The 21,081-nt window shown below is 40.3% G+C and carries 17 protein-coding genes and 1 tRNA gene; 8 read left to right on the forward strand and 10 right to left on the reverse strand.

Going from position 1 to position 21,081, the window contains the following annotated elements; genetic code table 11:
* Positions 1-88: 88 nt before the first annotated feature.
* From mobC to GO620_RS03830, 7 genes are all read right to left on the reverse strand, one after another.
* The gene (gene mobC, locus GO620_RS03800) at positions 89-2,026 is read right to left on the reverse strand and encodes a conjugal transfer protein MobC (RefSeq protein WP_157526475.1); all 1,938 of its coding nucleotides are present in this window, start codon (positions 2,024-2,026) and stop codon (positions 89-91) included.
* Positions 2,027-2,037: 11 nt separating this feature from the next.
* Positions 2,038-3,294, reverse strand: a complete 1,257-nt coding sequence (locus GO620_RS03805; protein ID WP_157526476.1) for a relaxase/mobilization nuclease domain-containing protein — start codon at positions 3,292-3,294, stop codon at positions 2,038-2,040.
* Positions 3,249-3,671: a plasmid mobilization protein gene (locus GO620_RS03810; protein WP_157526477.1), complete on the reverse strand. Its 423-nt coding sequence runs from the start codon at positions 3,669-3,671 to the stop codon at positions 3,249-3,251. The genes GO620_RS03805 and GO620_RS03810 overlap by 46 nt, the downstream gene beginning before the upstream one ends.
* A gap of 173 nt (positions 3,672-3,844) precedes the next feature.
* Positions 3,845-4,108 (reverse strand): hypothetical protein, encoded by a 264-nt coding sequence (locus GO620_RS03815; RefSeq protein ID WP_157526478.1) that lies wholly within the window; start codon positions 4,106-4,108, stop codon positions 3,845-3,847.
* A gap of 70 nt (positions 4,109-4,178) precedes the next feature.
* Positions 4,179-4,784, reverse strand: a complete 606-nt coding sequence (locus tag GO620_RS03820; RefSeq protein ID WP_157526479.1) for a ParA family protein — start codon at positions 4,782-4,784, stop codon at positions 4,179-4,181.
* A 420-nt stretch (positions 4,785-5,204) separates the two neighbouring features.
* The gene (locus GO620_RS03825; RefSeq protein WP_157526480.1) at positions 5,205-5,525 is read right to left on the reverse strand and encodes a hypothetical protein; all 321 of its coding nucleotides are present in this window, start codon (positions 5,523-5,525) and stop codon (positions 5,205-5,207) included.
* Entirely contained in the window at positions 5,522-5,851 is a 330-nt protein-coding gene (locus GO620_RS03830; protein WP_157526481.1) for a helix-turn-helix domain-containing protein, read from the reverse strand. The genes GO620_RS03825 and GO620_RS03830 overlap by 4 nt, the downstream gene beginning before the upstream one ends.
* Before the next feature lie 233 nt (positions 5,852-6,084).
* On the opposite strand from GO620_RS03830, the gene GO620_RS03835 reads away from it, so the two are divergent.
* From GO620_RS03835 to GO620_RS03860, 6 genes are all read left to right on the forward strand, one after another.
* Positions 6,085-6,723 carry a hypothetical protein gene (locus GO620_RS03835; RefSeq protein WP_157526482.1) on the forward strand — a complete coding sequence of 213 codons (639 nt, stop codon included), beginning with the start codon at positions 6,085-6,087 and terminating at the stop codon, positions 6,721-6,723.
* A gap of 256 nt (positions 6,724-6,979) precedes the next feature.
* A complete protein-coding gene (locus GO620_RS03840; protein WP_157526483.1) occupies positions 6,980-8,095 on the forward strand; it encodes an RES family NAD+ phosphorylase in 1,116 nt (371 codons plus the stop codon).
* Between the two features lie 289 nt (positions 8,096-8,384).
* Positions 8,385-9,527: an AAA family ATPase gene (locus GO620_RS03845; RefSeq protein ID WP_157526484.1), complete on the forward strand. Its 1,143-nt coding sequence runs from the start codon at positions 8,385-8,387 to the stop codon at positions 9,525-9,527.
* Positions 9,520-11,820 (forward strand): S8 family peptidase, encoded by a 2,301-nt coding sequence (locus GO620_RS03850; protein ID WP_157526485.1) that lies wholly within the window; start codon positions 9,520-9,522, stop codon positions 11,818-11,820. Before GO620_RS03845 ends, GO620_RS03850 begins: the two co-directional genes overlap by 8 nt.
* A 53-nt stretch (positions 11,821-11,873) precedes the next feature.
* Entirely contained in the window at positions 11,874-13,151 is a 1,278-nt protein-coding gene (locus GO620_RS03855; RefSeq protein ID WP_157526486.1) for a hypothetical protein, read from the forward strand.
* 1 nt (position 13,152) lies between these two features.
* The gene (locus GO620_RS03860) at positions 13,153-14,019 is read left to right on the forward strand and encodes a hypothetical protein (protein WP_157526487.1); all 867 of its coding nucleotides are present in this window, start codon (positions 13,153-13,155) and stop codon (positions 14,017-14,019) included.
* 22 nt (positions 14,020-14,041) lie between these two features.
* On the opposite strand, the gene GO620_RS03865 is transcribed toward GO620_RS03860, so the two are convergent.
* The 3 genes from GO620_RS03865 to GO620_RS03875 form a co-directional block, all read right to left on the reverse strand.
* The gene (locus tag GO620_RS03865; protein WP_157526488.1) at positions 14,042-15,856 is read right to left on the reverse strand and encodes a hypothetical protein; all 1,815 of its coding nucleotides are present in this window, start codon (positions 15,854-15,856) and stop codon (positions 14,042-14,044) included.
* Positions 15,857-16,330: 474 nt separating this feature from the next.
* Positions 16,331-17,557 carry a site-specific integrase gene (locus tag GO620_RS03870; protein ID WP_157526489.1) on the reverse strand — a complete coding sequence of 409 codons (1,227 nt, stop codon included), beginning with the start codon at positions 17,555-17,557 and terminating at the stop codon, positions 16,331-16,333.
* 294 nt (positions 17,558-17,851) lie between these two features.
* A tRNA-Ile gene (locus tag GO620_RS03875) sits at positions 17,852-17,925 on the reverse strand.
* Positions 17,926-17,989: 64 nt separating this feature from the next.
* Here GO620_RS03875 and GO620_RS03880 point away from each other — a divergent pair.
* Positions 17,990-18,616 carry an HAD family hydrolase gene (locus tag GO620_RS03880; RefSeq protein ID WP_157526490.1) on the forward strand — a complete coding sequence of 209 codons (627 nt, stop codon included), beginning with the start codon at positions 17,990-17,992 and terminating at the stop codon, positions 18,614-18,616.
* Between the two features lie 46 nt (positions 18,617-18,662).
* Positions 18,663-21,068, forward strand: coding sequence for a glycoside hydrolase family 3 N-terminal domain-containing protein (locus tag GO620_RS03885; protein WP_157526491.1), 2,406 nt, complete (start codon positions 18,663-18,665; stop codon positions 21,066-21,068).
* Positions 21,069-21,081 lie beyond the last annotated feature (13 nt).

Consider the following 21,081-nt stretch of genomic DNA (forward strand, 5'->3'; position numbering starts at 1 on the left):
TAAAAGAAAAATAAAGCGTTTGAAATCAGTACAACGGATGCGTTGTATTATTCTTGCTTATAAATATTAAGCGAAATTATTTCCTCATTCAACATAGGTTACTTAACACGCTATCAACCAATAATTTAATATCCTGCTTGATTTGATGGTAGGCCAATAAAACTTCTGCCTGGTCAACATCACGCACTTTAGGGATAGGCTGATAAGCTGCTTCTTCTTCGCGTATGGCGCAATGATCGTTCTGAATCGCGTTATGAAAGGTCTTTAACTCGATCTTGTTATCTGGGTCATCTGCGACCATTCCTACAAACTCACCGGAAGATAAACCCGATATCTTTGATGCAGGTATCGCATAGTCCAATTGCGTTGATCTGCTAATGGAAGTATCCTGGCTATTGATGGAAATACTTTCCTTTTCCTGATTGATCTTGCCAAAGCGTTCGGATAATTGCTTGGCAGTATCTCCCGTTACCTGTCCGAAAACAACATTACCGACAATATTTAAAATAACTTCTGCCTGTTCACGGCCATAATCTTTTTTAAGCTGGCTGTAATCCTGAACGGCTAAGGTAACAGCGACTTTGTTGGAACGGGCGGTAGCGATGAGATTGTCAATGCCATTGAAATAAATAGTAGGGAACTCATCAAAGATCATACTGCACTTTTGCTGATTTTTTCGGTTAACCAGCTTGTTTATCCTGTTAATGTATAAAGATAATACAGCTCCGTAAACTTGTGATTTTTGCGGGTTGTTGGCCAGGCACACTACTTTTGGTTCATCCGGATTATTGATATCTAACGAAAAATCATTGCCGCTCAAGACATAATATAACTGCGGTGATGACAAACGGGCCAGGCTGATCTTGGCACTTGCTACCTGTCCTTCCAACTGCTCATACGCTTCATTTTGCCAGGCCGAAACAAATGGGTTAATGAGTACTTCAATTTCGGGTTCCTGAAGTAATACCTCAAAAAGATCTTTATAGTCTACCTGAGCCAACTCGATCACATGGGGCAATGTGCAATAGCGCCCATCTTCATATTTCTTTAAAAACCACATGATCGCTGTAATAAAGTTGATCGGAGATTCAACGAAGAAATCGCCTTGTTTCTTTATCCACTCGCGGTTAAGGCCAAGCATGATCGTGCGGCTTGAATCTATCGCGTCAGTTATATCGATCATTGTATGCGGTTCTAAGGGATTAGCCCGGTGCATAATATTCTCCAAATTAATGACGTATTGCGTAGGCTTCACTTTATATAAGTGGCCGTATTTAAGCAGCGCATTGTAGACAATCTTTGTTAGATCATCATATTTAAAATCATAAACTAACATGGTAAATCCCTTTTCAATATGCTGGGTGATGATGTGACGGATAACAAAATAAGACTTACCAGCGCCTGGGCTGCCGCCGATCAGCGTACCTCTGAAAGGGTTAATAATATTGATCCAGCTATTGCGGCTCTTACCTTTCAGATTATAAACTGCCGGTAAGTTGATTGAGTATTCATTTTCTAATAGCCGCTCTTCCTGTGGAAACGATTCGTTTTCTTTATTAAAGATATCCTTACCTAAGTTTAGTTTAAGCATCCTGAAAAGCAAGCTCACACCTGACAACAGGAGCATATAACCAATAGCAGTAACGCCTATGTACAATAATGCTATAGTCGTTGCCGGATAACGAAGGGTGAGGAATAGCGAACTGATGAAATAAAAGATCAAGCCTGTTAGACAATAAATCATTATTCTGCTGGCTTTAATGGATTCATCCTTTTTCCCCTTGCTGCCTACAAGGGAGATCATTAATAGCAAGAGTGCCGCCAGTTTAGCATAAAGCACTTTGGCAAAAACTACCATTTTTGATAGCGGCAATAAAATATGATTTACAAAAGGTTTGGTTAAACCTAAGATCTGAAAAGCCGGGTAACAGCTTAAATAAAAATGGACTATTAAAATAGCAATGCTTAAAAGCCTGGTAAAGTCAATAATCTTTCTAAGGGCTTGTTCGTTTTCACCTGTTTGCATAATGGTATATTTTAAAGTGAGTTACCTTTTCTTCTCTTCTTGCGCTTATTTTGTTGCAGTCTGCCGAGTGCGGCCATATCCTGTTGTTCTTCTTTGAATAATATGTTTAGCAGTGAATCGCTATCACCACCTGTTGGGTTTGAGCCTGAAAATTTGTCAGCAAAACCAGGAGCATTTCTATTGTTGGTTTCTCTTGCCGAAACGGTTTCGCTACGGTTTATTTCATCATTTCGGAACCAGTTCATCAGCGCAGCTGCGCTGTAATTTTTACCTAAATCACTACCGTTAAACACCGCTTTCGATTGGTGATCGACGAAGGTTATCCCGTACAAACGGCCTTCTTCATTCTGCCGGAAAATGACCTGGATACCATCCGCTTTTAACTTCTTTTGAAACGCCGCTTTTGAAACCGGCGTTAATAAGGCTTTGTCAAGTACAGTCTTTAGGCGCTCTTTCAAGGGTTTGCGAAGCACCTCATTTAGCCGGAAACGATCCTCAAGGTGCTTTAAAGTAGGCTTGCCGTAGATGCTGCTGGCCTTAATTGGTACCCCAAGTCTGTTGCCTTTTCCATCCAACACCCAATAAACCAAACCGTTTTTTTCATACATTCTTGAGTCTTTTGACCCACGATCAGCGGTGATATTGTATTGATTTAAGACCGCATTTAGTTCAGGTATGCTCGTAAATTTATAGGCTCTAATCACTTCGCTAACCACATTGGTGATTGATCTTTTCAATTCGGACTTACCATAGTCTACCATTTCCAACGGCTTACCGATGACGTTTTGCTGCTTGCCCTGGTCTTCTGCCTTCACCAAATTGTAAGTTAATTCAACCTGTTTTCTGGCACTTTCGGAAGCCTTGTTGGCAAGTAAATGAAAGCTGATCCGTTTACCGTCCGGCTCGATATTAGTAGTGACTATATGCAAATGAGGGTGCCCGGCATCGTGATGCTGATAGACCAAATAGGGCTGTTTACCGAAACCTAAACCATCCATGTAATCATCGGCGATCTGCTGAAGCAGGTCTTTTTCGAGGTGTTCGCTCACCGCAAAATTCAGCGATACATGCAGCGTATTGACGAGCGTCCGCTCATTGCGTTGAGTTAAATCGGTCAACCTTTGCAGCTTATCAGTGAACGTTAAGTCAGCCGGTTCTTTGAGGTAGCCTTGTGCCAAAATCAGCTCTGCTTTCCCCAGCCTCACTTTGTGTTCATTGTAATTTATTGCGCCGCTGATACTTCTCCCGGTTTTAATTTTTGCGACCATAATTCTGAGAAACTTTGCATACGTTCTTTAATCTGTCCGATTGCCGGATCAACCTTGCTGCCGATAATGGAAAGCAGATTTAACCATAACCTGTTATCCGCATTTCCGTGAGCACTATTGATTTGGCGAACCGCCTGGTTAAGATTATTGCCAATTGCGTTTAACTCCTTTCGGAGTAGAGCCAATTCTTCCAGCATTTCATCCATCGACTTATCACGGTAGTTTACTGTGACTGGTTTTTCAAGCAGCACGCACCGGATATATTCGCTCATTTTTAAAAAGCGGGTTTTCTTAAACCGGGTATCGAGCACTTTAAATTCATTGGGTTTGAACCGTGTGGTTACTTTACGTTCCCGATTTTCTTCTTGATTTTCCATTCCTGTAATCTTTAAAAATCCGACCTTGGAGGATTTTTACAATACCCCCGACTGACTTTGGAAGGCAGGGGCAAGATCCGTTTGTCCGACAAACGTTTATCTTGCTGATTGCTGTTAAGAGGCAATCTCCTCCTTTAAGACTTCTTCAATCTGCCTGCATTCCGTTAGGACCTTCAACCTGTTGGCTTCTTCAATTTGGATTCTAAGAAATACTTTAAAGCATCAATACTGATATCCTTTAAAGAAGCATCGAATTCCACCCCATAGGTTTTCACACGCTTCAAAAGTGCCTTTGGAATCCATACATTTAATTGCGCCTCGTCTTCTTTCACTGCCGCAGTCTGCCTGATCGGCTGCACCTCCTGTATCGGAGTTTTCGGCGTATCCTTTTTAAGCCTGTCCGCTAACCCACCCAGCTTATCTTTATAATCTGTCATTGTAAACTTTCCTTTAATTACCTGAATAGACCACGGATTTTGGCGATTACATAATTTTGTATTTATGTAATTATGCACTGATGCGGTTAACGATCTCTTCCGCTAAAGCTGTTATCTCTGTTATCGCTTTGGTATCGCTTCCTTGCAAAACCCCAGCGGTAATAGATGACCTTGCGATGCTCACGCGGTCATATATCATTGTATCTAAAACGGGGGTTTCCATGCTTGCTAAAAGTCCGCTCACTTCCTTGGTAATACCAGAGCGCGGCTTGATCATATTTATAACAATGCCGGCCTGTATATCCGGTTTCGTTACCTGCGCATCTTTTAACAGTGCGATGGTCGAACGGATAGCCATCACATCAAAAAATCCGGCCTTCGTCGGTATTAATATAAAGTCGGATAGTCCAAATAATTCCGGCAGCTTGTTCGACAGGTAAGGCGGCGTATCGACGATAATGAGATCGTAGTCTAAACTTTTAATTTCCTGCAATTCGTCGTTACTTAATACTGCGAGGTCAGGCAGTTCCTCTTTGATCTGAATAAGGCTGCCTTGCAAATCCGTATCAACTAAAGCAACCTTTAATTGATCCTGAAAACACACGGCTAAATTCATAGCGAGTGTGCTTTTTCCTACACCCCCTTTTTGGTGGGCTACGGTGATGATCTTTCCCATGTTATGTAATTCTATATTTTAATAAATACATTATGATGTAATTGCATAATGCTGTAAATCTTCAGATACATATTTCTCTAATTGCAGACATCTGTAATTGCATATATCTGTAATTCTGTATTTCAATAATTACACTTTTCTGTAGCTGCATAATTCCATAAATGCATATTTCTGTAAATACCGAATCTATAATGGGTACCGGAAACAGTTATCTGTTTTGTTTCGTCCAGTTCCAATGAGCTCCTTGTACGATTGCCTTAATAATCCAATAGTTCTCAAAAACTTCCTGTTTTGATAGCTTTAGATTGATGGTGACAAATACTTCGTTTAGGACCATTGAATAAATCCGAAGCTTTCAGCAAACGAATTCACACGCCACTCACCAACCGCCAATTTGTCATCAAACTTTCAATGACTTACTCACGAAGACTCGCTGTAAAATGGAGACATTCTGAATTTCCGTTTTAACTCCTGCCGGTAATTAAAGATCCATTCAGCTGCACAGACCTTCCAGTTGTTAACCGGGTAACCTGTTGAGGTTTTCCATGCCCTTAGCTCATGTTCTTCATAAAAATCCCGGGCAGCCAATAACACTCCCTTTTGATCAAAATAAATTTCAATACTGGCCAATGATGGCGGCACGGAAGTGCCTAATCCTTCATCACTTAGTGGAACAATCTTTACGCTGTTCCTGGGTGATTTATGGACGTTCGGAACGATCCGCTTTGCTTTACGCTTCATGCCATTTTCATTTGATCGTTCAACTTACCGGAGTTCATCAGCGCCTGGATGTCTTCAAGGTTGTAATAAGTTATACCACCCAACTTTTTAAAAGGGATCAGGCCTTTGTCGCGAAGGTATTGAAGCTTGCTTTCTGAAAGGCGCAGCATCTTTTTGATCTCGAACGCTTTAAGCCATTGGTGTCCCGGATGGCCGGTCTGTTCTTTTAATAGCTTTTTGATGTCAACAATCAGCTGTTGCTTAAAATCGATCAAGTCCTGCACCGTGATCAACTGATCACGGTGAACTTTGGGAAAGTCATTTGAAGTTTCATTATAATTTGCCATAGCTTAAAAATTTAGCACAGCAAATGTGAGGAAGGGCAAAATATATTTTTCACACCTCATGTACGAGGTAGGTGTTTTTTATTGTGATTCTTATAAATGACAGTTATTAGGATGAATAACTGCAATGACAATATTTTGCATGCAGCCTGTTTAAATGTCAATGCAATTAAATGATTGCCCTATTATATTAGATGATATAATTATTGTAAAATTGATTCACATTAATTTATTGTATGTCACAATACGAAGGCGTATCCGATGAAGAACTTCCAGACAATTTCGGCTACACTCACAGAAGTCTGTTTTTTCTTTCTGTAGCACTTGGAGAGATATTGATTATCTCTAAGCCACACCGGAAAAAAGAAGAATTAGATTTTCTAAATAATTTCATTTTCAAAAAGTATAACGTTAGCCTTTTATATACTTTTACTATGGAATATTGTAAGCTCTTAGAATCAAATAAGGGTAATAGTAATTATGCTGGATTACACAAACTAAACAGAAAAGTTGCTTATCTAAAGGGTAAATCTTATCAGAAAGATTTTGAATCTAATGGAGAGCGGATTGACAAACTAATAAATTCGGATTTCTATAAACATTTGAGAATGTTACGGGATAAGACATTTGCGCATACCGATAAATCCAAAACCGGAAACAACTTTAATATTCACGCTTTTACAGACGAACAGTTGATAACTGCAAAATCACATTTCAATGAAATGAACAGCATCCATAGTGTTTGTGCCAAATATTTCAAGGTTGAATTTATTATTTCTCTCGATGACGATAGTTCTGATTTGTTTGTGGCACGACAGGGCAAGTATCTAAAGCATTATAAGGAAAATACAAAAGATGATTGGGATGTAGATTAGTCAATTGTCTCTAAACTTCGCAATCTAAAAATAATCGCTATCCAAATATATTGATGTGTATAAACATTGATACGGTAGAAATTAAATCATTCAATTTGTTTGTTATTATTTGAAAATGAGCTATGTTTTTAAGATAAATATTTCCGAAAAGTAATTTAATAGATTAAGCGATTGTAATGGCCTTTCATAATAATGATATTTTCTTAATACTATAATGCACAATACCTAACTTATATATTCACTTTAATAAGCTCTAATGGCAGAAGATTTAATTGATGAAAACGGAAGAATTGCCAAAGTCGCTAATAACAAGTTTAATACAGAAAGATTAAATGTTCAGCCAATACATAAAATAATTGATAAATTAAACTGGTACCGATCACTCTTCGGCAAGGTTCATGATTTACCGGAAGAGCAGTATGAATTGCTAAAAAAAAATGTAGCAACATTTTTCAATTTAAAATCAGTTGTAAAAGCTGTTAGTTTGCCAAGGCATCTGGTCAGAATATCCCATAACACAAATATTTTTTCTGGCAGGTCGAAACCGGTAAGTTATTTTACAAGTATAGAAGATATCCTCGCCCCACCATCACATTTAGTCAAAATTAACAGATGCAATATTGAGAGGCAAAGAGTGCTTTATTGCTCTCTTGATGAAGCCTCTGCATTTTGGGAGACTAAGCCTAAATATGGGGATATAATAACAGTTACTCGGTTTGTACTGAAAAATGGTGCTGAATCCACATGCTCCGTAATTATTCCTGAACCATTTTCAGCTGAAAATTTTTCAGATCCACTACGATTAGTTTATTCCTTGATTAGGGAGTTTTTCGTAGATGTATTTACATTAAAAGTAGACAGAAGTAGGCCTAGAGATTATCTATTTAGTGCAGTCATTAGTTCCGAACAATTATTCTATCCTATCCGCTCAAAAGATGATGTCGAAGCAATAATTTATCCGTCTGTACAGAGGAAAGGATTTGGCGATAACATTGCTTTAAGAAATGATGTTTTTTTGCAGAAATATTTTTTTGTGTCTGCAGAAACTAGGTTTATTCTTGATGAGTATATTGAACATGATCCAATGTCTCAAGAACCAACAGCAGATCAAGTAATGGCTTCCTTTTATTCATACTCGTATAATCCTATAACGTCCAAGATATCTTACAATTCCAAAGTGGACGAAATATTTGAATTACTTAAAAAATTTCAAGACCCTAAAAACCCACAAACGCGTATTGACAACGGTCCTGATATACCAAAAAATATTGCTTTCAATATGAGCGATCCGGAATTTATTATTCCTGAATATTTGGAAGAGTTTCGACGTAACAATAATGCTCAAGACAAGGGAACTCCAGACGAAAAATAGCTAATTCTTACTGAATTACAGGAATTTCAAATTATCTCGACGGGAACTTTGAGATGTCGATTCGTTTGTAAATAATCCGGCAACAGTTAGATTGGTTAATTGCTTCAAGTATCAACTTATTGGCGCAACTTAAAATTTTGTTGTCCGTTTTTGCTTGATAATTTCTTGCCTTGAACTTCTAACTGGCAATAATTATTGTATGGTTTTTTTATTAATAAAAAATAAACTGAACAAGTTACTTTGATAAATGCTTATTTAACGTACTTTTGTTGTACTGTTATTATTATACATGAGCAAAGAACCAAACAAAAATCAATCTTTAAAATATTTAACCGACTTGGTTTCCGCTGGCTTATTGGGCGATGTAAGGAAAGTGGAAGCGGTTGCTCTAAGCTTGGCCAGGTCTATTAAGCAAACAGATCCTGAAATTTCTAAAGAAATTCAGGCTATCATTAGTACAAGGTCAACGGGCGGACTGAATGCAATCAGATCATCCGGCGCGGGGCTTACGCCAATACCAACGGACACAGAAACACACTTGGAAATGGCACAGGTAAAAAGTCCAACATTGATTGAAGGTGATGTTCCGGTATTTAATCTGGTATTACGGAATCAGATCGAAGATATTTTAGAGGAGAGAAACAATCTTAAAGTTTTATTGGAAGAAGGAATTAAGCCTTCTTCAAGCTTATTGCTTATTGGGCAACCAGGAACCGGTAAAACCATGTTAGCTCATTTTATTGCTAAAAGACTTGATAAAAATTTAGTCATCATGGATCTTTCTGCCAGTATCTCCAACTTAATGGGTAAAACAGGAACGAACATAAAAAAAGTATTGAATTTTGCCAAATCAACCGGTTCGGTACTTTTACTTGATGAATTTGATGCCATAGCAAAGAAGCGCGATGACAATAGCGATTTAGGCGAAATTAAGCGAGTTGTTAATGTTCTTTTGATGGAACTAGAGGATTGGCCGATATCATCAATGGTTATTGCGACAAGTAACCACCCTGAACTTTTAGACAGGGCGATATGGCGGCGTTTCGATCATATAATTGAGATACCTATTCCTGATCTTGAAGAAAGAAACGAATTACTTAAACAAAACTTAGATAAGTATTTCTCGCAGGATCTTCAAATTATGCCAATACCCTTAATTTCTGAAATGCTGGCAGAAAAGAGTGCTGCTGATATCTGCAAATTTTCAAATAATGTAAAGAAACGGGTTGTTATAAAAAATGAAGCTTTTGCTACAGCGACCCTTAACGAATTAGAAAATTTTTGTTCCGACAAAAAAATCAGGGGAAAATTTTGCGTCCTCGCGAAGAAGATGCTCGGAAAAGATATGACGGTCAGAAAATTAGCAGACATAACTGGACTTAGCCCCGCAGGCGTACAACATCACTTAGCTAAATCAAAATCTCATGAGTAACAAAAGAAGACCCATCCTTTACAAAGGAGAGCTATACAGTAAGTCAGTTACCAAACGATCATCTGGCGGCGGCAAACCTTTACCGGCAACCTTTGACGAGGCCAAGGAGAAGATTATTGGTGATATAGACGCAGCAACCGGGATTTTACGTCAGATGCCTAATAACTCTAAACTTCCGAATGAGGTTGTTTTGTGTATGAGAATGCACCCTGATTTTTCGGCTAAAAGCTATTATCCTGATTCCATATTTGACGGGACTACCGAGCGATTTGGCTTACAGGAAATAGGCTCCAGGGTTTGGCGGGCGGCCGATTATGCTGAAAAAGGAGGAAATGATCCTTTATCGCAAGGCAAGTTGTTTTTTGTGAGAGGAACGGAAAATAGCTTAGTTAGGTTCAAAGCGCAATTGAATAAACCAGAGTTGAGCTTAACTAAAAGCTTTACCGAAGATGTTAGAAAATTAGTGAGCGTTGATTTGCTTTCAGAAAATGAACAAATCGTTGGTATTCCTGATGATTGGGAAAGCGGCCGGCTAGAGGCCGTACTTCACCCTTTCGATATCGATCAAGAAGCCGCTTTAAATCAATTTTTTAATCTTGTAAGTATAGCTGGTGTGGATTTGGATCAGGTTCGCTATAAGCAATATGAAGAAGGAATAACTTTCATAAGTTTAATTGGTAATCGTGACGTATTATCAATACTTGCTGGCTACAACCCTTTAAGAACACTACACCCTTTAAATATCAGGGATTTTTCAAAAATAAATCGCGGGTCTATACAAACTGGCGCACCAAGACCTCCGGAGTTCACCATTAAGCCAACGGTCACAGTAGGAGTTATCGATGGCGGTTATACTGCGGGAAATCCCGCTTTAGATCCTTACGTAGAGTATGAAGAATGGGTTACCGGCGCACCTGCGGACGCTTACTGCGATCATGGAACCCAAGTAACCAGTGCCGTATTGTACGGCGCTCTGAACAGGTTTAGGAATTCTGATCAGCTGCCAGAACCATCAGTATCTGTAAAAAACTTCCGTGTATTATCGGTAGACACAAGCGATCCTGATCTATATGAGGTTATTGATGCTATAGAAGGAATCGTTCCGGCCAATAATCATATAAAGGTTTACAATCTAAGTTTAGGCCCTAACGGTCAAATATTAGATGACCATATTTGTCGGTTTACGTTTGCCTGTGACATGCTTATTCAAAAGCATGATATTTTATTTTGCACAGCAGTAGGAAATGATGGCGACATAGATGGTTATAACAGAATTCAGGCGCCTTCCGATATGGTTAATGGTTTAGCTATTGGTGCTTATTCAAAGGTGGATAGCAACATATTTAGAGCGCCTTACAGTTGTATTGGGCCAGGTCGGGAAGGCAATAAACTAAAACCTGACCTCTCTGCATTCGGCGGATGCTCTCAAACTCCAATCCATTTGATGAATCACGTGGGTGGCTCCAGGATAATGAATGCGGGAACCAGTTTTTCTAGTCCAATAGCCAGCGCCACAACTGGCCAATTAGTGGGCTATAGTGATGATGCAATAAATATATTGATTGCACGTGCCCTAGTAATTCATGGGGTATCAGAAACAGGAACAGGCCATAACTATGAAATAGGACACGGAGTCTTGCCGGATGACATCCAGCAGTTTGCTACTTGTCCTGATAAATCGTACACGTTGATATATAACGGCGAAATAGAACCAGGTAAATTTATTGAATTACCTATTCCGTGGTCTGAGGACATCACCACCGGAAATATTAATTTTAGGTGGACAGCTGCTGTGCTTACCAATGTTGACCCACAAAGCCCTGATGATTATTCTACCTCATCCATTGTTACTTCGTTTTATCCTAACACCTCAAAATATATTTTCAAACGGGCTGGCAAAACAACACAGGTAGATATCGCGGCTGAGCCGAATAGAGTAGCGCAATTAGAAGCAGATGGATGGGTACGGGAGGCACAATTTCCAGTTAGTGAATCAGGACAAACTCCGTATCAGGCTGAAAACGAACTACGCGCTGATTATAAGTGGGATAGTTTGGAGTCAAGAAGAAAAAACAAAAGGGCAGACAATATTAGAAACCCTATGTTTCACTTACATGCGCTGGAAAGAGGAAGAAGATATAACTCAGCAAAAATAAAGTATGCTTTAGTTTTGACAGTAATATCTCCCAAATCCAGTGTGGATTTGTACAGTAAAATCCGTGCAAAATACAGTGCGCTTGTTCCGGTAAACTTAGAAATTGTAGCCCGTGCTTCTGCTTCAGCTTCTGTTTAGTCAGTACTGAGGATTGATTGATAGTTGGTTCATACGAAACCTTATTTTTGAAAATGGAAGACCTTATCCAAGATACTGTTAACTACAATAGCGCCTACATCAGTCTTAGCCTGTTAGATGAGCTGGATTATTGCCTAGGAGGCTACGGCAAGCCGACACCTGAGTTTATCTTTTCGCTGAACACATTTGTAGAATCTTTTATTGGCTGTTCAGAATTTTACACATCACTGGATGAATTGAATCATTTAAGTTTGACGGCACCTGCAATTTTTCCTACAGGCCGGCCCATACTCAATATGCTTGTGCGTGAGACCGGCTTAAAGTTCGTAAGTGGGGTGTTGGAAACACCTGGCCGGGTAATCTATAGGGGTAACCGTGACGGGAAGAGCAAAAAGGAAGCCGAACAAGAGTTCATTACCGAGTATGGTCGAAAGTTAAAAACAGATTATTTCATACAAAGCGATGTATCTAAACCGGCAACCAAGCTTCCGCTGGTAACGGGGGCATTTAATGACAACGATGAATTTATTGTTACCGAAGTCCAAACAAGTTCTCATGATTTGATCAGCAATCTGATCAGTGTATCGAATACCTCCACGATTCAAACTACACTTCCTATCGGATTGTACGGTCAGCAGGTCAACGAAATTGCAAGAACACCATACTCGATAGAAGCACTGGAGAAATTAGCAAAATTACATCAAGTTCAGCTTGAAGACTTGTTAGAAAGTTTGGGCTATCATTATTTACCCATACCGCCATTTACAACGATACTACTTGCTCAACTGGATAAAATCGACCAAATACCAGCTAAATTGGCTCAACTGCGTGCTGACTTTCAGGAACTAAGGGAGCACTTTATACTGTTGGAACGGCAAATTCAAGAATCGCCAACCATTCGGGAACAACTGGACGCACGCAAAGCTTTCAATACTTTTTGGACGACCTTTGTTAAAAAATATGTTGACCCCAGTCATCGTCTGCTTCATAATCACTTGGATGTTTTTCAGAATGCAGACCTTGACAAAAGCGCAAATACTTTCCTGAAATCGCATGATTTGAAGGATGGTCTGAAAGAAATAAATTTTGCCAAGATAGCCGGCAAGGTCTTAACTCATTCTATGGATTGGTTTAAGGACCGTAAAGTGATTAACCGGTTCAAGGGTTTGACCAATATATGGGAACTTTTTCAAAATAGTACCAATATCAACCAACAATTGAAGCATTTTGAAAGGCTCTTCGGGGTTAGTTTTAGCAATGCTGAATTAAAGCGCATTCACGAATTTATTAACAAGAAAGTGACGAACATTCCCAAAAAGATCTCAGCTTAATATGTCTTATTTTAACAAACCTGCGACCGATATTTTTATTCCTGATGGCAACGGCTTTCAGCAGGCACCGCTTGAAATGTCCGGCTTATCCTTTAATGATTGTATGACGTTTTTAGGTTATCACAGGGATCAGGTCATGATTTTATATAGCAGCCAGAGTGACAAAATAACTAATATAGCATTTGAGATTTTCACCCGGAATATTGTCTTTATTCGTACAGATAAGAAGATCACCTTCATTTCGGATCGTGACTTGAAAAAAGCGCTAACAGGATTTTCCGTCACAAAGTATTATACGAGTGGTGAGATCAAGAACATCCTGGAATCTGGCATTGAAAATGAATCACTAACTGTAGATTATCTAGCGAGTGTTCTGAAATTGACTAATGTGTCCAGAAACGGGATGTTCTATGCATCACGGATCAAAACTTACCTGTATTTTACCAATGGATTACTGAGTAATTTTCTATACGACGACGGGTTTAGCACCGGGGCTAAAGAATTAAAACAAGTCAACAAAACAGTTTATGATATTCTGGCTCGTGCCGCTTATAAGTACCGGTCGGGAGACGATTTTGGTGCGCAAAAGGAAATCAATATTCAATCCGAGGCCTGGTCGGCAATTCCTAACGCTTTTGGCAATGAATTTATTCCTTTGCATACCTATGATGGCGGTTTGGTTAACCTCCATATGATCCGAGTTTGTCATTATGGGCATCCAATAACCCGATTGGCATTTCAGGAAATTAATTATGGGCGTTATCAGGTCATTAGCGGCAATGGAACAGGTGATGTGGTATTGCGTCTTGGCCATTTCGATTATCGCTTTTCTAATACAGGCGACCTGATAGAGTTTAAACCATTGTAAAGTTATTTGATTATTGTTAACGTCAAATTTCGCTAATGATCTTACAAAGCTTTGGATCGAAGTGCATATAAGAGAAATTCAGCTTGATAAAGGATTTTAAATGCAGGATATAATCTCGTATTTCCTGGGTAGCTGCCTGGTCTGAAACCAATATCATTTGCTCTGCTTGTTGGGCTTGAGGGAAAAGATTGTATTCCAGTAATTGACCGATACCTAAACGAATAGAGGTCAATAAATTGTTGTAAGTCTTAATTTCATAAAAGATATAGCCCGTATCAGTTTTTCTGGTAATATCTATTCGGCAGCCACCGTAGGCTGTGCATTCGCGCTTCACATCTTCTTTACTTTTATATTGATCTTGCAAGAACAGTAGGAGTTTTTCTTGAAGGTCGTTATGACGAAATTCCATTTCCCGCTCTGTCGTATAACTTTTTCGCTTACCTCTCTTTTTTAGATCAGCTTCCATGCTGCCGGAACCAAAGGAGAAAGGCTGCTTAATCTTCGCTTCGTATTTGCCGGTTAGCTTTTCATCGACATGATAAAGCACATAATGATCGGCCGGGATATCATCCGGGTTATCTACTTCGATAAGTTGCAAGGGCAAATCTGTTAATTGTGCCGCGTTAAATTTAATATTAATAAGCGCTGTCGGATCAGTCTTTACCCATTGATCAAGCATGGTTCCATCAAGGTCAACCGCTTTAAGATCCTGTTTCATCTGGTCAAACCACCCATTGTCTCTATAATCCTGTAGCACGGCAGCAGCTTCTTCCGGGGAGATCACTTCCACGTTTTTTAATGTGGTTACCCAGTATTGGGTAACGTTTAAAGAGTTGCGGGTGAACAGGGAAAGGTCGAAGACTTTGCCTGTATACTTGGATTTGAATTTATGGATAGGTTCCAGGAAGCCATACTTAAGCTTTTCGATGATTTGATCAGTATCGAACAACCATTCTTCGTGACCGAACCCATGGTCGTTTTCATGGCTCTTGCTGAGTGCTTTACCCGCCCGACCGGATGGTTTGATCCAACCATTGGTATTCCATGTGATCCTGGCTAGTCTTTTTTCTTTGTAAAGTCTTTTTCTTAAATGGTCATAATGCTGATCGTAGGCTTTGATATAGGCCTTGGTCTCGGCAATTAAGCGTTCCCAGGTATAGTTGGGAACATCCGAAAATTTGATTTTTATCCATTGCCAGTCTATTTCATTTTTGAAATCCCATAAAATTCCTTTCTGCTCATCATTTAACTCTTTCTTGGTTTTGATATAACCATCCAGTTTATAACCAATGAACTGATTAGGCGCGTTAACCTCCACATTAAAGAAAATGTCCTTGTCCTCTTCCTTAAAGACACGCGGCCACATATACGGCGCGATATTCGCAGAAAAAGCAGTCAGCCAGTTGGAATCCTTTTTTAGTTTGTAACCATCAGTTGCTACCTGTGCAGCCCAATAGTTTACTTTGGCAATCAGAGGATATAATTTATTAGGGTAGACCTGATGGGCGGGCTCATCTTTACGATATGGCTTATTAAAGACCGAATTGTAATATTGCAATTCTTCCAGCGTAAAAAAATTATAGCCTCCTTCGTAATAGGTCATTTTATAGCCCAGCGCTTCTTTAAAATAATTCCGGTAGGGATCGTTTGACTCAAACTTGATGTCTGTCCTGCCGATTATCCTCAATGCACGATAGGCGAGGTATTTAAAAGGATATTCTTTTTCATTTACGATGAAATAATGCTGGCTCCAAACATGGTCTTTCGGAATTCCTTCTTGGTCAATAAGGTTCGCAGCATTTTCGACCAGGTTTTGAGTTAATATATCCAGCTTCATGATGGTTCAAGTAAATATGATAAAGTTGTTTGCTAAGTTAATATTTTAGGCTTTGTATAACGCGCTAAGCCGTTGAAGACAAATTAAACTTATGGCGTGGTTTCGATAAAACGTCGTCAGGTTAATGAAGACAACAGCTCCAGAAGCTTTTTCGCATCTCATTCGGCATCTTCCCACAGGTTAAACCAGCTCGTTTTATCATCATATCTGTTGTGCTAAGTAGACGGAAGGCGTCGCTAAACCGAACATTTGCGATAAGCATATGACAAAACGCAAATACGCCCCGAAATGATCCCGCCAATTTGTTTAGATTATTCAACAATGGATAACTATTTATATGCTGGGTTTGTAAACTCAATATGGCTTCTAGGTAAAAGATGCTGATTATACCAATAAATGTTAACGAGCATTTTATCATTGTTTTTGTAAGCCCGCATTAAAATTGAAAGTTATTTAATGCAGGCTTAATATTTATCAATCCATATTCAGGCGGGATTTTAAATTTCTCATATCTTCTTTAAGTTTACGTTCAACCACTCTAGCATAAATCTGTGTTGTGGTAATTTTTGTATGACCTAAGATTTTGCTAACAGTTTCAATAGGAACCCCATTAGATAAAGTTACAGTTGTAGCAAAAGTATGCCTGGCAATATGAAACGTTACTTTTTTTGTTATCCCGCATAAGTCGGCTATCTCCTTTAAATAACTATTGACCTTTTGATTCGATACTGTTGGAAATACCCGGCCATCCGAAAGTGATCTTATATTGTCCTCGTATTTATCTAAAATTTTTAATGCTGGTGGAAGTAGCGGTACATTAACCGGTATTAATGTTTTTTCACGGCAAGTCCTGATCCATCTTTCACCGTCGCTACTGGCAATGATGTGTGCCGGAGTTAAATTGATCATGTCCACATAAGACAATCCGGTATAACAGCAAAAAACAAACATATCCCGTACCATATCCAGCCTGGCAATCGACAACTTTTTCTCTTCCATATCCGCCAATTCCTTTTCAGATAATTGTTCACGGTTTACCTTTTGGATCTTTAACTTGTAGGTAGCAAATGGATCGTTTGTTATCCATTGTAAATTTAAAGCCAGATTAGTCATTTTTTTCAGCCTGATAATATGCTTCATCACACCGTTATTATTTAGTGGTTGTTGGTGATCTTTAGGTTTATGGTTGCGGAGATAAACCTCGAAGTCTTTTACAAACTTATAATCTAACTGATGTAAGTAAATATCTGTTGCATTAAATTGAGTTTCCAGAAACTTCACTAAATAGCGCTGGGTGACATAATAATGTTTGAGTGTACTCCACTTTAAATCTTCGGTAGAAGTTTCGTTATGGTACGTTATAAGACGGCTCAGAGAATAAACCTGAGCTTCCTCTCCAAGGTAAAGGTCTTTTACTGCTTTCGCCGATAACATTTTCCTTTTGATCTGAAGTTCTTTGTAGCTATTGCCAATGGCAAGCCTTACTTCCTCCAGGTAGTTATTAATGGACTTAACCTCTTCCTTATTTCCTTTAGCGGCACCTTTGCCGCCATCCCAATTTTTGGGATCAACATTTTGCTTTAAAGCAATATAAGCGCGTTGACGGTTTACCGTCACGCAGGCATAAATAGGTTCTTTTCCGTCTTTCGCTTTGTCAGGACGGGTGGTAAAATGAATACCGAACGACTGTGATGTTTGCATAAAATCTAATTTTTAAGTTTTAAATGTTTATTAATACATCCCGTTTTTAGGTAACACAACAGGTAACACAAACACAATATAAATTGACTAAAATAATCAACTTTTAACGCGTAATAAACTGTATTTCAATTCATTGAAGCGGTTTGTGTTACCTAAGTTAAAAATTAAAAACAGGTAGTCGGATAGGTAACGAGAACCTTGGCTTTACAAAGGGTTGGTAAGGGTATAATTAATGAAAAAACCCCTTAAATCAGCGATTTAAGGGGTTTGTAGGTGTAGAGATTGTCTACTCAGTGCGCCCACCTGGGCTCGAACCAGGGACCAAAAGATTATGAGTCTTCTACTCTAACCAACTGAGCTATAGGCGCGGATAATGGGTTACATTTTCCGGGTGCAATTTTACTAATTTGCGCCCACATAGCCAAACACAATATGCAAAACGTTAAAAATATCATCTTCGACTATGGTAACGTCATCTTCATGATAGACTTCAATACTGTCCGCCAGAAGTTTATTGATTTAGGCGTAAAGAATGTCGATAGTTTTTTTGGCCATTTGCAGCAGGATCCGGTGTTCGATCTATTAGACAGGGGCGATATATCCGCGGCTGATTTCCGGGATCATGTCAGGGAACTTGCCGGACAGCCATCGCTTACTGATGAGCAGATAGATGACGCCTGGAATAGTATCTTGATAGGTGTGCAGCCGAGCGTGCACGATGTGCTATTAGAACTCAAGAAAAAGTACCGCACATTCTTATTGAGCAATAACAATGAAATCCATTATGCCTGGATAATGGATTACCTGCAGCGCGAGTTTGGCATGGACGGTAACGATAGCTTGTTCGAGAAGACTTATTACTCGCACCTGGCGCGTAAACGCAAGCCGGATGCCGAAATGTTTAACCAGGTATTGCAAGAAAACGGCCTAGTTGCCGAAGAAACGCTTTTTGTAGATGACAGTCCTCAGCATATTGCTAGCGCCCGTAAGCTTGGACTGCAAACCTACCTGATGACAGCGCCCGATAATATCATCAACTTAGCCCAACAGTTGCTGTAAACATTGTCCGCTTTTTATTTACTTAGCACTTGCCAATCTACTTGCCATGAAGAAATTTTCCGCCTGTTTAATAGCGTTTGCTTTTGCGTTTAACGCATCGGCTCAAAAAGTTAATATCTACCATAACGGTTGGATAGATTTTAATAAGAACGGTAAAAAAGATGTCTTCGAAGATCCGGCGCAGCCAATCGAGAAGCGGGTGACCGACCTGCTGTCGCAAATGACAGTAGAAGAGAAAACCTGCCAGATGGCTACGCTTTATGGTTACAAGCGCGTTTTGAAAGATGAGATGCCGGTGCCTAACTGGAAGAACGAGATCTGGAAAGACGGCATCGCCAATATTGATGAAGAATTAAACAGCCTTACTTCTTACACAGATAACGCCCAGTCGCAGTATTCATTTCCTTACAGCAAACACGCCGAAGCAATAAACACCATCCAGCATTGGTTTGTTGAGGAAACGCGCATAGGCATACCTGTTGATTTTACTAACGAGGGCATCCACGGCCTAAACCACGATAGGGCAACTTCGCTGCCTGCGCCCATTGGCATAGGGAGCACCTGGGATAAAGAACTGGTGCGCAAGGCAGGGCAAATTGTGGGGCGCGAGGCAAAGGCATTGGGCTATACAAACGTTTACGCGCCGATACTGGATCCAGCCCGCGATCAGCGCTGGGGCAGGGTAGTGGAATGTTATGGCGAAGACCCATTTCATATTGCCGAGATGGGTAAGCAAATGTCCTTAGGCATACAGGAAGAGGGTGTGGCGTCCACTCTCAAACATTTTGCGGTTTATAGCGTGCCTAAAGGTGGCCGCGACGGCAACGCACGTACTGATCCGCATGTTGCACCCCGCGAGATGTATCAGATCTATTTGTATCCTTTTAGGCGGGTTATACAGGAAGCGCATCCGCTTGGCGTAATGAGCAGTTACAACGACTGGGACGGCGTACCTGTAACGGGCAGCTATTACTTTCTGACGGAGTTGCTTCGCCAGAAATTTGGCTTTACAGGTTATGTGGTGTCTGACAGTGAGGCGGTCGAATACCTGTTTAGCAAGCACCGCGTGGCCGAAGATTATAAAGAAGCGGTGCGACAGTCGGTAGAAGCCGGCTTAAATGTGCGCACCAATTTTACCATGCCGCAAACTTTTATTTTGCCGCTCCGCGAATTGATCAAAGAGGGTAAAATATCAGAGAAGACGATTGATCAGCGTGTGGGCGATGTGCTGCGCGTTAAATTTAAATTGGGGTTATTCGATCACCCATATGTGACGGACACCAGGTCGGCTGATAACGTAGTCCATACGGCACAGTCGGCGGCGATAGGCTTGCAGATGAACATGGAAAGCATGGTATTGTTAAAAAATGACAATAACACCCTACCACTTAGTAAAGCCAAACTGAAAAACATTTTGGTAACAGGTCCGCTGGCTACGGAGGCCAATTATGCCATCAGCCGGTACGGGCCATCGCACAATCCGGTAACCACTGTATTGGATGGTATCAAAAATTACGTAGGTGCCGGCACTACAGTGAATTACGCAAAAGGCTGCGACATCATTGACGCTACCTGGCCAGAGAGTGAGATCATCGAGACACCCTTAGCATCGCAGGAACAAGCTGATATCAATGAGGCCGTCGAAAAAGCTAAACAGGCTGATATAGTTATCGCTGTTGTAGGCGAAGATGCCAAACGGGTGGGTGAAAGCCTGTCTCGCACGGGATTAAATCTTCCCGGTCGCCAGCTAAAATTGGTCCAGGCGCTTCAGGCAACTGGCAAGCCCGTGGTTATGGTATTGATAAACGGGCAGCCGCTTACCATTAACTGGGAAAACCGCTTTGTGCCTGCCATATTAGAAGCGTGGTTCCCCGGCCCGGAAAGCGGGCAGGTGATCGCCGCGACATTGTTTGGCGACAATAACCCTGGCGGAAAGTTGCCTATCACATTCCCAAAAACTGTTGGGCAGATAGAATATAACTTTCCGTTTAAACCTGCTTCACAAGCAGGGCAGCCCACGTCGGGACCGAATGGTTATGGTAAAACCAGTGTGAATGGCGCGTTGTACCCCTTTGGTTATGGTTTGAGTTACACAAGCTTCGCTTACAGCGATCTGAAATTATCAGCAGATAAAATACACCAGCAGGCAGGGATAACCGCAAGCTTTAAGGTCACGAACTCCGGAAAGGTAAAAGGCGAAGAAGTAGTGCAATTATATTTGAAAGACCTGGTAAGCAGCGCGACCACTTATGAATATGACCTGCGCGGATTTGAACGTATAAGCCTGCAGCCCGGCGAAACCAAAACCATTACCATAACGCTAAAACCTGATGATATGGCCTTGTTAGACAGAAATATGAACTGGACTGTAGAACTCGGAACCTTTGAGGTAATGGTGGGTAGCTCGTCAGAAGATATACGGCTTCGCAAGCAATTCGATGTAATCCCTTAAGTCAGAGCGGCGT

It is taken from the genome of Mucilaginibacter ginkgonis (assembly GCF_009754905.2).
GTDB lineage: Bacteria > Bacteroidota > Bacteroidia > Sphingobacteriales > Sphingobacteriaceae > Mucilaginibacter > Mucilaginibacter ginkgonis.